Origin of the sequence: Gordonia sp. GONU, from assembly GCF_024733855.1 — a bacterium.
Lineage (GTDB): Bacteria > Actinomycetota > Actinomycetes > Mycobacteriales > Mycobacteriaceae > Gordonia > Gordonia amicalis.
The window spans coordinates 1-13797 of record NZ_JANRHB010000032.1 but is presented as its reverse complement, the minus strand read 5'-3'; the positions used below and the strand labels follow the sequence as shown (position 1 = coordinate 13797).

Annotated in this window: 14 protein-coding genes, 2 tRNA genes and 2 pseudogenes; 11 read left to right on the top strand and 7 right to left on the bottom strand. The window is 66.1% G+C overall.

The window, feature by feature from the left end; translation table 11 throughout:
- Positions 1 to 22: 22 nt before the first annotated feature.
- The 7 genes from recF to NWF34_RS20680 all read left to right on the top strand — a co-directional run bounded on the left by recF (position 23) and on the right by NWF34_RS20680 (position 8049).
- Positions 23 to 1237, top strand: coding sequence for a DNA replication/repair protein RecF (gene recF / locus NWF34_RS20710; RefSeq protein WP_258325986.1), 1215 nt, complete (start codon positions 23 to 25; stop codon positions 1235 to 1237).
- Positions 1230 to 1817 carry a DUF721 family protein gene (locus tag NWF34_RS20705; RefSeq protein ID WP_006437503.1) on the top strand — a complete coding sequence of 196 codons (588 nt, stop codon included), beginning with the start codon at positions 1230 to 1232 and terminating at the stop codon, positions 1815 to 1817. The genes recF and NWF34_RS20705 overlap by 8 nt, the downstream gene beginning before the upstream one ends.
- A 344-nt stretch (positions 1818 to 2161) precedes the next feature.
- Positions 2162 to 4228: a DNA topoisomerase (ATP-hydrolyzing) subunit B gene (gene gyrB, locus NWF34_RS20700; protein WP_024497929.1), complete on the top strand. Its 2067-nt coding sequence runs from the start codon at positions 2162 to 2164 to the stop codon at positions 4226 to 4228.
- A gap of 44 nt (positions 4229 to 4272) precedes the next feature.
- Entirely contained in the window at positions 4273 to 6762 is a 2490-nt protein-coding gene (gene gyrA, locus NWF34_RS20695; RefSeq protein WP_024497928.1) for a DNA gyrase subunit A, read from the top strand.
- 103 nt (positions 6763 to 6865) lie between these two features.
- Positions 6866 to 7771 (top strand): DUF3566 domain-containing protein, encoded by a 906-nt coding sequence (locus NWF34_RS20690; protein ID WP_024497927.1) that lies wholly within the window; start codon positions 6866 to 6868, stop codon positions 7769 to 7771.
- A gap of 67 nt (positions 7772 to 7838) precedes the next feature.
- Positions 7839 to 7912: transfer RNA gene (locus NWF34_RS20685), tRNA-Ile, on the top strand.
- A 61-nt stretch (positions 7913 to 7973) separates the two neighbouring features.
- A tRNA-Ala gene (locus tag NWF34_RS20680) sits at positions 7974 to 8049 on the top strand.
- A gap of 74 nt (positions 8050 to 8123) precedes the next feature.
- Here NWF34_RS20680 and NWF34_RS20675 read toward each other — a convergent pair.
- Complete coding sequence (locus NWF34_RS20675) at positions 8124 to 8690, bottom strand: dihydrofolate reductase family protein (protein WP_024497926.1); 567 nt, start codon at positions 8688 to 8690, stop codon at positions 8124 to 8126.
- A gap of 75 nt (positions 8691 to 8765) precedes the next feature.
- On the opposite strand from NWF34_RS20675, the gene NWF34_RS20670 reads away from it, so the two are divergent.
- Positions 8766 to 9335, top strand: a complete 570-nt coding sequence (locus NWF34_RS20670; RefSeq protein ID WP_024497925.1) for a TetR/AcrR family transcriptional regulator — start codon at positions 8766 to 8768, stop codon at positions 9333 to 9335.
- 6 nt (positions 9336 to 9341) lie between these two features.
- Here the strand turns inward: NWF34_RS20670 and NWF34_RS20665 are convergent, their stop codons facing one another.
- The 5 genes from NWF34_RS20665 to mrf are packed head-to-tail and all read right to left on the bottom strand — an operon-like array spanning position 9342 to position 12680.
- Positions 9342 to 10061 (bottom strand): type 1 glutamine amidotransferase domain-containing protein, encoded by a 720-nt coding sequence (locus NWF34_RS20665; protein WP_024497924.1) that lies wholly within the window; start codon positions 10059 to 10061, stop codon positions 9342 to 9344.
- A gap of 36 nt (positions 10062 to 10097) precedes the next feature.
- The gene (locus tag NWF34_RS20660) at positions 10098 to 10931 is read right to left on the bottom strand and encodes an SDR family NAD(P)-dependent oxidoreductase (RefSeq protein WP_024497923.1); all 834 of its coding nucleotides are present in this window, start codon (positions 10929 to 10931) and stop codon (positions 10098 to 10100) included.
- Positions 10921 to 11169, bottom strand: coding sequence for a hypothetical protein (locus tag NWF34_RS20655; protein ID WP_024497922.1), 249 nt, complete (start codon positions 11167 to 11169; stop codon positions 10921 to 10923). The genes NWF34_RS20660 and NWF34_RS20655 overlap by 11 nt, the downstream gene beginning before the upstream one ends.
- 31 nt (positions 11170 to 11200) lie before the next feature.
- Complete coding sequence (locus tag NWF34_RS20650) at positions 11201 to 11380, bottom strand: 50S ribosomal protein L31 (RefSeq protein WP_081712389.1); 180 nt, start codon at positions 11378 to 11380, stop codon at positions 11201 to 11203.
- Positions 11364 to 12680, bottom strand: coding sequence for a ribosome hibernation factor-recruiting GTPase MRF (gene mrf, locus NWF34_RS20645; RefSeq protein WP_258325989.1), 1317 nt, complete (start codon positions 12678 to 12680; stop codon positions 11364 to 11366). Before mrf ends, NWF34_RS20650 begins: the two co-directional genes overlap by 17 nt.
- 130 nt (positions 12681 to 12810) lie before the next feature.
- On the opposite strand from mrf, the gene rpmB reads away from it, so the two are divergent.
- From rpmB to NWF34_RS20630, 3 genes and pseudogenes are all read left to right on the top strand, one after another.
- Positions 12811 to 13047, top strand: coding sequence for a 50S ribosomal protein L28 (rpmB, locus tag NWF34_RS20640; protein WP_191834624.1), 237 nt, complete (start codon positions 12811 to 12813; stop codon positions 13045 to 13047).
- Positions 13047 to 13211 carry a 50S ribosomal protein L33 gene (rpmG, locus tag NWF34_RS20635; RefSeq protein ID WP_024497920.1) on the top strand — a complete coding sequence of 55 codons (165 nt, stop codon included), beginning with the start codon at positions 13047 to 13049 and terminating at the stop codon, positions 13209 to 13211. The genes rpmB and rpmG overlap by 1 nt, the downstream gene beginning before the upstream one ends.
- A pseudogene (locus NWF34_RS20630) lies at positions 13207 to 13308 on the top strand (30S ribosomal protein S14); the annotation flags it as partial. The gene rpmG and the pseudogene NWF34_RS20630, both read left to right, overlap by 5 nt.
- 234 nt (positions 13309 to 13542) lie before the next feature.
- Here the strand turns inward: NWF34_RS20630 and NWF34_RS20625 are convergent.
- Positions 13543 to 13797: pseudogene (locus NWF34_RS20625) on the bottom strand (PaaI family thioesterase); the annotation flags it as partial.

Here is a 13797-nt window from a genome sequence, read left to right as displayed (position 1 = left end):
CAGCCGATCACCGCAACCGACAGTGTTCGTTCGTGAGCTGCACCTGAGGGATTTCCGCTCGTGGCGGGCTGTGGACCTCGATCTGCGGCCCGGCCCGACGGTCTTCACCGGCCGGAACGGCTTCGGCAAGACCAACCTGCTCGAGGCGTTGTTCTACCTGGCGACCCTGCGGTCCCATCGGGTGAGTTCCGACGCCCCGCTGGTGCACTCCGGATCCGCGTCGGCTCTGGTCACCGCCACCGTCGAGAACGACGGCCGGGAACTGACGGTGGAGCTGCGCATCAACGCCGAAGGCGCCAACAAGGCGTCGATCAACCGCAGTCCGGCCCGTCGCTCCCGCGATCTGCTCGGGATCCTGCGCACCGTGCTGTTCGCCCCGGAAGATCTGTCGCTGGTCCGTGGGGATCCGAGCGATCGTCGACGCTTCATCGACGAACTCGTGGCGCAGCGCGGTCCCCGCTGGGTGGCCGCGCGTGCCGACTACGACCGGGTGCTGCGACAGCGGTCGGCACTGCTCAAGACGGCGGCCGCGGCCCTGCGTCGAGGCGGGGACCAGGCCGACTCGGTCATCAGCACCCTCGATGTCTGGGACGGCCAGCTCGCGGATCTCGGCGGTCAGGTGACCGCCGCACGGTTGCAGGTCCTGGGCGAACTGGAACCTCATTTCACCCGGTCCTACGCCTCGATCGCGCCGCATTCACGGCCGGCGACGCTGCGCTACCGGCCTCCCGGCGGGGTCGAGTTCGACACCGCCACGGCCGAGTCGATCAGTGAGGTCCTCGCCGAGCGACTGGGCGAACTGCGCGACAAAGAGATCGAGCGAGGTATGTGCCTGGTTGGACCACACCGCGACGACATCGACATCGTCCTCGGCGCTGATGTGGCGAAAGGCTTTGCCTCCCACGGTGAATCGTGGTCGTTGGCGCTGGCGTTGCGGCTCGGATCCGTCGAGTTGACGCGCGCCGAGGGCATCGAGCCGGTCATCATGCTCGACGACGTCTTCGCCGAACTCGACGTGAAGCGTCGGGAGAAGCTCGTGGAGTTCACCGCCGGCGCGGAGCAGTTGCTGATCACCGCCGCCGTCGCCGATGACATCCCGACCGAGATCGGTGGTCGCCGCATCTTCGTCGACGTCCTCGACGACGAGGACGGTCGTCGCTCCACGATCGTCGGGGACGACACGGATGCGGTGACCGAGCGGGTCGAGGAACCGGTGAGTGGGGTCTCCGATGAGTGACGAAACACACGGGTCGCGTCCCGACGCGGCGGGGGAGCCGTCGAACCGGCCGATCGAGCCGGGCGAACTCGGCGGATACGAACGTGCCCGCAAGGCCCTCGAGGAGGCGCGCGCCGCGGCGCGCGCGGCCGGGAAGTCGGTGGGACGCGGTCGAGCGTCTCCGGTCCGCCGGACACCCAGGGGTGCGCAGAGCCGTAAGCGATGGTCGGGGTCGGGGCCGGACGCGCGGGATCCCCAGCCGTTCGGTCGTCTCGTCGGCGGCCTGGCCAAGGACCGCGGCTGGCAGGAGAAGATCGGCGAGGGCACCCTGTTCGGGATGTGGGATACGATCGTGGGCGCCGACATCGCCGCACATGCGAAGCCGATTGAATTGCGGGACAACGTACTTCACGTGCAGGCCGAGTCCACCGCGTGGGCGACGCAGCTGCGGTACGTGCAGTCGCAGATCCTGGCGAAGATCGCGGCGGCGGTCGGCGACGGCGTGGTGAAGTCCCTGCGCATCAGCGGGCCCAAGGGGCCGTCGTGGCGAAAAGGCGAGCGACATGTGCGGGGGAGGGGCCCCCGTGACACCTACGGGTGAGCCGGGCCTAGCAGACTCGACCGCACATTACTAGTCGATGCGCCCCGTGAGCCGATTTTCCTCCCCAGGCCACGATCGAACCGGGCTCTGTCCAAAATAATCGATCTGAGGGCCTGTTAGCGGCCCCGGATGCACGTTCCTGGGCAAGTCAGGCAGTACACTGTGAGGAGTTGTCCCGACAGGGGACCACAAACGGCAGATCGACCGTCGCCTTCAGGCAACCCGGGAAGTCCCGGGCATTCCTGTGTGCGCATCGCCCTGCCCGCCCCCTGGTCGAGTAGATCGACGACGGATACCGGGTACCTGGGATCCGCCGATGAGCAGAACAGGAGCGGACGCACCTCGTGGCCGACACCAACGACACCGGACCCAAGAAGAGCAAGAAGAAGCCGTCAGAGTACGGCGCCGACTCGATCAACATCCTCGAAGGTTTGGAAGCCGTCCGCAAACGGCCCGGCATGTACATCGGTTCCACCGGTGAACGCGGCCTGCACCATCTGATCTGGGAGGTCGTCGACAACTCGGTCGACGAGGCGATGGCCGGCTTCGCAAGCCGCGTCGACGTCACGCTCCTCGAGGACGGCGGCGTCCAGGTCGTCGACGACGGTCGTGGCATCCCGACCGGCATGCACCGGACCGGCGTTCCCACCGTCGAGGTCGTCATGACCCAGCTGCACGCCGGCGGCAAGTTCGACTCCGATGCCTACGCGGTGTCCGGTGGTCTGCACGGCGTCGGCATCTCGGTGGTCAACGCGCTGTCGACCAAGGTCGAGCTCGAGATCGCGAACGACGGCTTCAACTGGGAGCAGACCTACTCCTACGCCAAGCCGGGTCCCCTGGAGAAGGGCGACGCCACCCGTAAGACCGGTACGACGGTGCGGTTCTGGCCGGACCCGGAGATCTTCACCGAGACCACCCGGTTCAACGCCGAGACCGTGGCGCGGCGTCTGCAGGAGATGGCCTTCCTCAACAAGGGTCTGACCATCACGCTGACCGACCAGCGACCCCAGGCCGTCGAGGCGCCGGGCGATGCCAACGGCGACGACGAGGCCGCCCCGACCACCGAGGTCGCCGAGACGGTCAAGACCGAGACCGAGAAGGCCGCGGCCGCGGCGAAGCCGAAGACGCGCACGTACCACTACCCGGACGGGCTCGTCGACTACATCAAGCACCTCAACCGCACCAAGCAGTCGATCCACACCACCGTCATCGGGTTCAACGCCAAGGGCGAGGGGCACGAGGTCGAGATCGCGATGCAGTGGAACGCCGGTTACTCGGAGTCGGTGCACACCTTCGCCAACACGATCAACACCCATGAGGGCGGCACCCACGAAGAGGGCTTCCGTGCGGCGCTGACCAGCACGGTCAACAAGTACGCGCTCGAGAAGAAGCTGATCAAGGAGAAGGACGGCAAGCTCACCGGCGACGACATCCGCGAGGGTCTCGCCGCGGTGATCTCGGTGAAGGTCGCCGATCCGCAGTTCGAGGGCCAGACGAAGACCAAGCTCGGCAACACCGAGATCAAGGGCTTCGTCCAGCGCACCTGCAACGAGCACCTGGGTCACTGGTTCGAGGCGAATCCCGCCGAGGCCAAGATCATCATCAAGAAGGCCGCCGACTCCGCACAGGCCCGCATGGCGGCGCGTCGTGCACGAGAGATGGTGCGCCGCAAGACCGCAACCGACATCGGCGGCCTCCCCGGCAAGCTCGCCGACTGCCGCAGCAACGACCCGACCAAGTGCGAGGTCTACATCGTGGAGGGCGACTCGGCCGGCGGTAGCGCCAAGTCCGGTCGCGATTCGATGTACCAGGCGATCCTCCCGCTGCGCGGCAAGATCATCAACGTCGAGAAGGCCCGTATCGATCGCGTCCTCAAGAACGCCGAGGTCCAGTCGATCATCACCGCCTTCGGCACCGGCATCCACGACGAATTCGACATCTCCAAGCTGCGCTATCACAAGATCGTGCTGATGGCCGACGCCGACGTGGACGGCCAGCACATCTCGACGCTGCTGCTGACGCTGCTGTTCCGTTTCATGCGTCCGCTCATCGAGCACGGTCACGTGTTCCTGGCGCAGCCGCCGCTGTACAAGCTCAAGTGGCAGAAGTCGGCTCCGGAGTTCGCCTACTCCGATCGCGAGCGCGACGGCCTGCTCGAGGCGGGCCGTGCGGCCGGAAAGAAGATCAACAGCGACGACGGCATCCAGCGCTACAAGGGTCTCGGCGAGATGAATGCCAAGGAACTGTGGGAGACCACCATGGATCCGGCGGTGCGCGTCCTCCGCCAGGTGACGCTCGACGACGCCGCTGCCGCCGACGAACTGTTCTCCATCCTCATGGGTGAGGACGTCGCCGCACGTCGAAGCTTCATCGCCCGTAACGCGAAAGACGTTCGTTTCCTTGATGTCTGATCACGGATCGATTGAGTTCGCAGTGATCGGAGAAAGAAACCACAATGACTGACACCACCCTGCCGCCCGCCGGCGGTGAAGGCGACCGCATCGAACCTGTCGATCTCGGCCAGGAGATGCAGAAGAGCTACATCGATTACGCGATGAGCGTGATCGTGGGCCGCGCGCTCCCCGAGGTGCGCGACGGCCTGAAGCCGGTGCATCGCCGACTTCTGTACGCATCCTTCGATGCCGGTTTCCGACCCGACCGCAGCTACGTGAAGTCGGCGAAACCCGTTGCGGAGACGATGGGTAACTACCATCCCCACGGCGACACGGCGATCTATGACGCCCTGGTGCGTCTCGCCCAGCCGTGGTCGATGCGTTATCCGCTCATCGACGGACAGGGCAACTTCGGTTCCCGCGGCAACGACGGCGCGGCCGCCATGCGTTACACCGAGGCCCGCCTGACCCCGCTCGCCATGGAGATGCTGCGTGACATCGGCGAGGAGACAGTCGATTTCACGCCGAACTATGACGGCAAGACCAATGAGCCGACGGTCCTGCCCGCGCGGATCCCCAACCTGCTGATCAATGGATCCGGCGGTATCGCCGTCGGTATGGCCACCAACATGCCGCCGCACAACCTCAATGAGGTTGCCGACGCGGTGTTCTGGGCCCTGGAGAACCACGACGCCGACGACGAGACCACCCTCGCCGCCTGCATGGAATGCATCAAGGGACCCGATTTCCCCACGGCCGGACTGATTGTCGGCAGCCAGGGGATCAAGGACGCCTACACCACCGGTCGCGGCAGCATCCGCATGCGCAGCGTCGTCGACATCGAGGAGAACAAGGGCACCACCACGCTGGTGGTCACCGAGTTGCCCTACCAGGTCAACCCGGACAACCTCATCCAGTCGATCGCCGAGCAGGTCAACGAAGGAAAGCTCAAGGGCATCAGCCGGATCGAGGACCAGTCCTCGGACCGCGTCGGCATGCGCATCGTGGTCACGCTGCGTCGTGACGCGGTGGCCAAGGTCGTGCTGAACAACCTGTACAAGCACAGCCAGCTGCAGACCAGCTTCGGCGCCAACATGCTGTCCATCGTCGACGGGGTGCCGCGCACCCTTCGTCTCGACCAGATGATCCGCTACTACGTGGCGCACCAGATCGACGTCATAGTACGGCGCACGCGGTACCGGTTGCGCAAGGCCGAGGAACGCGCACACATCCTGCGCGGTCTGGTGAAAGCCCTTGACGCGCTTGACGAAGTGATCGCCTTGATCCGCCGGTCGGCCAACACCGACACCGCGCGCACCGGCCTCATCGAGCTGCTCGACATCGACGAGATCCAGGCCGACGCCATCCTGGCGATGCAGCTGCGTCGCCTGTCGGCGTTGGAACGTCAGAAGATCGTCGACGAACTCGCCGAGATCGAGCTCGAGATCGCCGATTACAAGGACATCCTCGACAAGCCGGAGCGTCAGCGCGCCATCGTGCGTGACGAGCTCAAGGAGGTCGTGGAGAAGTACGGCGACGAGCGCCGCACCAAGATCATCGCCGCCGACGGTGATGTCAGCGACGAGGATCTGATCGCGCGCGAGGACGTCGTCGTCACGATCACCGAGACCGGCTACGCCAAGCGCACCAAGACCGACCTCTACCGCAGCCAGCGTCGCGGCGGCAAGGGCGTCCAGGGCGCGGGTCTCAAGCAGGACGACATCGTCAAGCACTTCTTCGTGTGCTCGACACACGACTGGATCCTGTTCTTCACCACCAAGGGCCGGGTCTATCGGGCGAAGGCCTACGAGCTGCCCGAGGCCAACCGCACCGCACGCGGCCAGCACGTCGCCAACCTGCTGGCCTTCCAGCCGGAGGAACGCATCGCGCAGGTCATCCAGCTCAAGACCTACGAGGACGCGCCGTACCTGGTGCTCGCCACCCGCAACGGTCTGGTGAAGAAGTCCAAGCTCGTCGACTTCGACTCCAACCGCTCCGGCGGCATCGCCGCGATCAACCTGCGCGGTGAGGACGAACTGGTCGGCGCCCAGCTGTGCAGTGCCGACGACGATCTGCTGCTCGTGTCGCAGAAGGGTCAGTCGATCCGCTTCCACGCCGACGACGAGGCCTTGCGTCCGATGGGCCGGCAGACGTCGGGTGTCCAGGGCATGCGGTTCAACGCCGACGACACCCTGTTGTCGCTCAACGTGGTTCGCGAGGACACCTACCTGCTCGTCGCGACGTCGGGTGGTTACGCCAAGCGCACCGGTATGGACGACTACCCCGTCCAGGGCCGTGGCGGCAAGGGTGTGCTCACCATCGCCCACGACCGTCGGCGCGGTGAACTCATCGGCGCGCTCATCGTCGACGACGACTCGGAGCTGTACGCGATCACCTCGGGCGGCGGTGTCATCCGCACCGCGGCGAAGCAGGTCCGCAAGGCGGGACGCCAGACCAAGGGTGTGCGTCTGATGAACCTCGACGAGGGCACCACCGTCATCGCGATCGCCCGCAACGCCGACGAGCCGGAGGAGACGGACGCCTCGGAGTAGGCGTTAGGGTTGAGAACACGTGCAGCCGACCAGTCGGTGACGGTAGAAAGTGACCCGACGCGTCGATGTCCATCGGCAGTGACGCCAGAGTGAGGGATTGCCTGTGAGCACACCGAACGAGCCGAACCAGGAAAAGAACGGGCGCCCGTCCGGTCCCGGTTCGGGCACACCGACCGGTGGGCTGGTGCCGCCGTGGCAGCGTGGACCGGTCGAGGATTCGTCGGGCTCCGCGCCGACCGAGGCGTTCGGGCGTGAGGACGACTCGCGCCCGAACGCACAGGACAATCGCGACGGCCGGCCGCAGGAGAATCGAAGCGGCCCGCCGCAGGATCACCGTGGCGGCCCGCCGCCGCGCGGCATCGTGACCAACAGCGGCACCGCCGCCGCCAGCATGAGCGGCCAGCAGGCTCCCGTCACCAAGCTCGACAGTCCACGGCGACCGGGTTCGGCCGTCGCGACCGACGAGCCCGGTTTCGTCGAGTCGCCGACGAGCACGATCGACCGGGAGAACCTGCCCGGACAGGATCTGCCCGATCTCGATCAGATCCACCACACGGCCGATCTGAAGCGTCCGCCGGAGGCGCCGCCGGCCGTTGCGCCGGCGAAGGTTCCTCCGCGGTCGGCTCCGCGTCAGGTCGGAGCCGGCACGGCTCTGCGCGCGGCGGTGCAACTGCGCCGGATCGATCCGTGGGCGACCTTCAAGATCGCCGCGGTGCTGTCGTTCGTCGGGTTCTTCATCTGGATGATCGCCATCGCCGTGCTGTACCTGATCTTCGACGGCATGGGTATCTGGGATCAGGTCAACAACAGCTTCGGAACGCTCGTGGCGGACGAATCGAGCTCCGCCGGGGATGTCATCGGAGCCGGCACCGTTTTCGGCGTGGCGGCCCTGCTGGGGGCCATCAACGCCATCCTGCTGACAGCCATCGCGACGGTCGGCAGCTACATCTACAACATCTGTGCCGACCTCGTCGGCGGCGCCGAGGTGACCCTCGCGGACCTCGACTGAGTCGAGCCCCTGACCAGCCGTTTTGGCTGGTCGGGGATCCGTCGGGTAACCTCACTTCTCGGTTCAAGGGCCTATAGCTCAGGCGGTTAGAGCGCTTCGCTGATAACGAAGAGGTCGGAGGTTCAAGTCCTCCTAGGCCCACTGCGACACCGAAGTTTTCGGACTTCCGATTCGCACCCGTCGACCTGTTCTCGGTCGGCACGGGGCCTTAGCTCAGTTGGTAGAGCGCTGCCTTTGCAAGGCAGATGTCAGGAGTTCGAATCTCCTAGGCTCCACCACTGAAAGAACCGCAACGCACCACCGGACCCCGGTGGTGCGTTTTGGTTTCGCGCACACGGAGAATGTGAGCGGGTCACGCGCGGACGTACTCCGTGAACGTCACCCCGGTCTCGAACTCCCGGCTGCTGACCCGTTCGAACCGACCCGGCGCATACGACCCCGGCGCGAACAACGGGGTGCCGTTGCCGAACAGCAGCGGTTGCTGCTTGAGCACCAGTCGGTCGATCTCGGCGGCCAACTGCGTCGCCAGGGATCCGCCGCCGCACAACCAGATGTCCTTGCCCTCCCGGGGCTTGAGTTCCCGCACCAGCTCGACGGGATCCCGGTCCGTGAATGTCACCCCGTCGACCGGTTGCATCGGGTGATGGGTGAACACGTACTGGTCGAGGTGCCGGTACGGACTCGGAGCTTCCGGCAGTCCGACGGCGTAGGTGTTGGCTCCCATGAGGACGGTGTCGAAGCCACCGCCGCTCTGGTCGATGCCGAGGGCTGATGCGTAGTCGGTGGGGATCGTGTCGGGGAAGCGCTCGTTGATGCCGGTCATGTGGTCGCCCTCGACGAGGAAGGCGTCGAACTGTCCGTCCGGTCCCGCGATGTACCCGTCGAGGCTCACCGCCACGTAGTACACGAGTTCTCGCATGCTCACTCCAATCACTTCAGATGTAGTGGTTAGGAATGTACAACAGCTGTAGTGGTTCGCGCTATCGTTTTTGCCATGGCCCGAAACGACGAACGACGCCGCGCACTCGCCGACGCCGGACTGACGGTGCTCGCGACAGCGGGCGCACGGGGACTCACGCACCGTGCAGTGGATCGGGAGGCGGGCGTTCCGCAGGGCACGACGACGAACTACTTCCGGAACCGGGCAGCGCTCCTCCACGGGCTGGTCGAGCGCATCGGTGAGCGTCTCGCGCCCAGTGACGAATTCATTGCCGAGCGCGCCGGCCGGCCGCCGAGTCAGAAGCTCTTCGCCGAGTATCTGCGCAACATCGTCGAACGGCTTCTTGCCAATCGCGACGTGACGATCGCGCTGATCGAACTACGGCTCGAGGGCATCCGACGACCCGAGGTCGCCGAGATCATCGGCACGTGGCGTCATACCGGGTTCGCCGGTGACGTGGCCTTCAACGAGCAGGCCGGCCTGCCCGGATCGGCGCGGGAGATCGCGCTCTTTCACTACGCGGTGGACGGGCTGATCCTCGATCAGCTCACCGGACCGCTCTTGCCCGACGAGCGCATCGACGACATCGTCGATGCGCTCGTCACGGGGCTGTTACCGGCCTGACCGGCGCTACGCCGACTCCTCCGCCATCTTTTTCACCCGCTGCACGACCTCGTGCGCCAGCTTCTCCGACGACGCCGGGTTCTGCCCGGTGAGCAGGTTGCCGTCGGCCTGGGTGTGCACGGTCCACGGCAGTCCGAGGGTGACCTTGAAGCCCTCGTGCGTGAGCCGGTCCTCGAGCAGCCAGGGTGCCTTGTCGGCCAACCCGGCCTGCTGCTCCTCGGCATTGCCGAAGCATGTGACGGTGCGGCCGGAGAAGACGTTCGCGCCGTCCTCGCCCTTCGCGGCCAGCAGGACCGCGGGTCCGTGACAGACGATGCCGATCGTCTTCTTGGCCTGGTCGGCGGCGATGAGGAGCGCGCCGGCATCGGCGTCCACTGCGAGATCCTCCATCGGTCCGTGGCCGCCGGGCACGAATACGGCGTCGTAATCGGCGATCTTCACGTCGGACAGCGCGATGGGTTTTTGGAGTTCGGGCGCGGTCTCGACCACATTCCGGATCTCGTCGGCGCGTTCCGCGGAGCCGACCGCGTCGGGACTGAGGCTGCCCTCGTCGACCGGTGGACGCACGCCGCCCGGCGTTGCGACGGTCACCGAGTAGCCGGCCTTGCGGAAGACCTCGAGGGGCGCCGCCGCCTCCTCGGCCCAGAATCCGGTCTTGTGACTCGATCCGTCGTTCAGCGTCCACGCATCGGCGCCGGTCATGACGAAGAGAATGTTGTGTGTCATCTTGCTCTCCTTCGGTTGGGATGACCCGTCAGCGGGTCAGGTGAGCCCGGTCAGTTCCGCCGACTTCTCCCACAGGCCGTCGATGAGCCTCTGGTCGTGTGCCTGACGGTTCTCGCGTCCGTTCGGCTTGTGGCGGCTGAAATAGACGCCGTTGACCGACGGATCCGCGCCGCGCTCGGCGAGTGCGATGAGTGGTGCGGCGCCCTGCTCCGGTGTGATGGTCACCAGCTTGGCAAGCGGGGATCGGTAGGCCAGGCCGACGAGTCGCGAGTCCCGACCGAAACTGGTCGCCGCCGGACCGGGATGCACTGCGGCGGAATAGATCTTGTCATCTGTCCAGCGCTGCGCGATGCCGCGGGTGAACAGGATGTTCATCAGCTTCGCGGTGCCGTAGGTTCGTCCGCCGAATGCCCTGCGTCGCTCGAAGTCCAGGTCGTCGAGATCCACACTCCCGGCGAGATTGCCGACGCTCGAGGTGTTCAGGACCAGCGACGGACCGCCGGCGGCCAGTCGGTCGCGCAGCAGATTGGTCAGCAGGAACGGCGCGAGGTGATTGATCTGGAAGTTCGGCTCGTGTCCGTCTGCGGTCCGCATCGACGGCGAGAACGTCCCACCGGCGTTGTTCATCAGGACGTCGATGGAGTCGACGGTGCCGACGATCTGAGTGGCCAGCTCACGCACCTCGGAGAGATCGGCGAAGTCGGCGGTGAACGGAGTCGCACCGGTTTCGGCGGCGATCGGCGCGAGTTTCCGTGGGGACCGTCCGACGATCACCAGATTCGTCGAGGGCCCGGCCAGCGCGCGGGCCGCGACGGCACCGATCCCGTCGCTGGCACCTGTCAGCACGATGGTGCGTCGTTCACTGGCCATCGGCAGTCCCCTCCGATCCGCCGACCGCATGATCCCTGCTCGAATCGGCATCGGCTGGCGCCGCGTCGTAGGTGGCCTTCTCCTCCGCGATGCGCTTGGTCTCACCGATCGGGGTGTCGTCGGCCGAGGGGAACACCGACCCCGGGCCGTCTCGTTCGCCGGGCTGCTCGGGCATGTCGGGGTCGGCCTTCAGGTCGGCTTCGGTGGTCGTCCAGTCGGGCTGCTCGTTGTCCGCCATCTCTCCACCATGCCTGAGGATCGGCGATACGTCACCGGTCCAGATGTGGATACCGGCGCCGGAACTTCTCGGCCCGCCCCCGCGACGTCGGGGATGGTGGACACCCGGTGTAGAAGGGGTGCGAGTCGCTGGTGACGTCGATGACGATGAGCGGGTACACATTTCCGTCGCTCCACGTGGTCGTGGTCGCCGGGTCAGTTGTCGGATGGATCCCCGGTCATGGGACTGTCGGCCATCGGGACAACGATGTCGTCGACGTCGTCGCAGGGGTCTGCGTGGAACCGTCCGAAAGGATCGTCGAACGTTGACCAGAACTCCTGTCCGGCAGCGAATTCGACGTCGTTCACGCAGGCGTTGCGTAATGCATCGGCGATGTCGTCCGGGACGCCGCGGTGGACGAGCACGACCAACGACGAATGGCGATCGCCGTGGTCGTCGTCCCAGCGCAGCGCGCCGAGTGCGCGCCGCTCAGGTGTGACCTGCGTGAGTTCGTCGTCGTCCATCTCGGCCAGCCAGCGTCCTCCGGGTGCGACGCGCAGACCGCCGCCGGCCGACTCCAGCCACAACGCCTCGCCGGATTGCGTGGCGAGCCACAGCCGCCCACGGGCGCAGACCACGCCGTCGAGAAGGGAATCGATCGCGTCGTGCAGGCGACCGGGATGGAGTGGCCGGTCGGCGGTGAACTCCATCCAGGTGACACCGCAATCAGGGTCGAGGGAGGGCTGATCGGCGAGGAGCGGGTCGTGTGGTCCGTCGATGCGCCCCCGGCGCGAGGATCGCGGGATCGCGGTGACCAGCTGCTCCATCAGCAGGGGACTGACCGGGCGTTCCGGCAGCTCGAACATCATCGGCGCCTGCGGTGCCAGCCGCTTGAGGACGGCCATGAGACGAGCGGATTCCCAGGCGTCCCGAGTGCTGGGATCCGTTCCGGCGACGACGAGGGCGTCCGCGAAGGCGACTTGACCGACCGCGACCTGTGCCAGTGTGCGCTCGTCGTCGGGCGGGACGGGCAATACCTCGCCGAGGATGCGGTCGCCCGTCGCGGAATCCAGCCAATCCTGTTCTGCCACAGCGGTGATCGTGGAATCGCCCCGTACGTCCAGTGCTGCCGGTGCCGCCGGGATGCCGGACATGCCGTCGACGATGACGTGCTCGATGGACCAGGCCACCCGTTCGGGCTCCAGAATCGGGTCGAGCGTGAGCACGATGCGCCGCACCGACGATCGCCGATGAAGACGCCGAAGCAGGGTAAGCAGGTCCTCCCGCAGCGTGCACGACACACAGCCGTGGGCGAGTTCGATCACGGTGACCCCGTCGCGCCGCCGACCATCGGCCTCCCGCCAGCTCAGTGTTCGCACCACCCGGCCCTCGCCGACGTGTCGCAGATCGTGATGGACCTGCACCGTTCCGGCGTCGGCCTCCAGCGCGTCGCCGATCCGCGAGAGGACGGGCCGGTCGAGGCCGGTCACCAGGACGACTGGCGTCCGGATGTCGGCCGGCAGGTGGCGCATCTGACCGTCGGCGGCGTCGGGCTCGAACACGGCAACACTCCTGGCTATTGAGAATCATTTCCATTTACGTGAGGTCGACGGTACCGTGGCCGCGACACTAATGCCAATCATTGTCAATAAGGAGGACGTCATGTCTCGACGGTGCCAGGTCACCGGCCGTGAACCGGGCTTCGGCAAACAGGTCTCGCACTCCCATCGACGTACGTCGCGTTGCTGGGACCCGAACATCCAGCGCAAGCGGTACTTCGTCCCCAGCGAGGGCCGGTACATCACCCTCCGGGTGAGTACGAAGGGGATCTCGACCATCGACAGGTACGGCATCGAGTCCGTGTTGCGCACGATGCGCGCTCGAGGAGAGAAGATCTGATGGCGCGCAACGAGATCCGGCCCATCGTCAAGCTCCGGTCCACGGCCGGTACCGGATACACCTACGTGACCCGGAAGAACCGCCGCAACGACCCGGACCGCTTGGTGCTCCGCAAGTACGACCCGATCGCCCGCGCCCACGTCGATTTCCAGGAGGACCGGTAGAACGCGCGGATACATCGGAGCCGGTCTCTCCCGTGTGCGGTTCCGCGAACTCGCTCATCGCGGAGAGTTGCCCGGTATCCACAAGTCCAGCTGGTGAACCACGACCTCAGGAGACATCCATGGCACGCAGAACACGCCGGGAGGACGAACGTCCCGCCCGCAAGAAGAACCAACTGATCACACGCCCACATACGACAATCGCCACCCCCGGGCGGTTCGCCGTCTACTGATGGCGAGTCCGCCGGAGGTGGATCTCAATGCGGGTGCGCAAGGATCAGACAGCTGATGGTTTTGGGGCGACTCTTCTGTTTGCTGGCGTGCCTAGCGGTCGCTAGTCGGCCTGGAAGAATCGGGTGATGAGGTCTGCTGTGGCGCCCGAGTCTCCGTGATGACGAAAATGGCTCAGATCGACCTTTACGAAGACCGCTTCTGCGGCGAAATAGGTTGTGTCGCCGACGGTACCGTTGGCTTCGATGAAGAGCGCGCGGTCGGTTTCGTCGACGAGGGAGGCGGTGATGTGCACGGGGGTGTGCAGTGGGACCGGGCGTCGATACTCCACGGTGAGGGTTCGGGTGACTGCGGGTGT

Excerpts from the sequence above, each read along its gene's own strand:
- NWF34_RS20655 (WP_024497922.1), bottom strand. The coding sequence starts at position 11,169 with ATGGCGGACAACGAGCAGCCCGACTGGACGACCACCGAAGCCGACCTG.
- NWF34_RS20660 (WP_024497923.1), bottom strand. The coding sequence starts at position 10,931 with ATGGCCAGTGAACGACGCACCATCGTGCTGACAGGTGCCAGCGACGGG.
- mrf (WP_258325989.1), bottom strand. The coding sequence starts at position 12,680 with ATGCGCCACCTGCCGGCCGACATCCGGACGCCAGTCGTCCTGGTGACC.
- NWF34_RS20675 (WP_024497926.1), bottom strand. The coding sequence starts at position 8,690 with ATGCGAGAACTCGTGTACTACGTGGCGGTGAGCCTCGACGGGTACATC.
- NWF34_RS20665 (WP_024497924.1), bottom strand. The coding sequence starts at position 10,061 with ATGACACACAACATTCTCTTCGTCATGACCGGCGCCGATGCGTGGACG.
- rpmB (WP_191834624.1), top strand. The coding sequence starts at position 12,811 with ATGTCTCGACGGTGCCAGGTCACCGGCCGTGAACCGGGCTTCGGCAAA.
- NWF34_RS20705 (WP_006437503.1), top strand. The coding sequence starts at position 1,230 with ATGAGTGACGAAACACACGGGTCGCGTCCCGACGCGGCGGGGGAGCCG.
- NWF34_RS20670 (WP_024497925.1), top strand. The coding sequence starts at position 8,766 with ATGGCCCGAAACGACGAACGACGCCGCGCACTCGCCGACGCCGGACTG.
- rpmG (WP_024497920.1), top strand. The coding sequence starts at position 13,047 with ATGGCGCGCAACGAGATCCGGCCCATCGTCAAGCTCCGGTCCACGGCC.
- gyrA (WP_024497928.1), top strand. The coding sequence starts at position 4,273 with ATGACTGACACCACCCTGCCGCCCGCCGGCGGTGAAGGCGACCGCATC.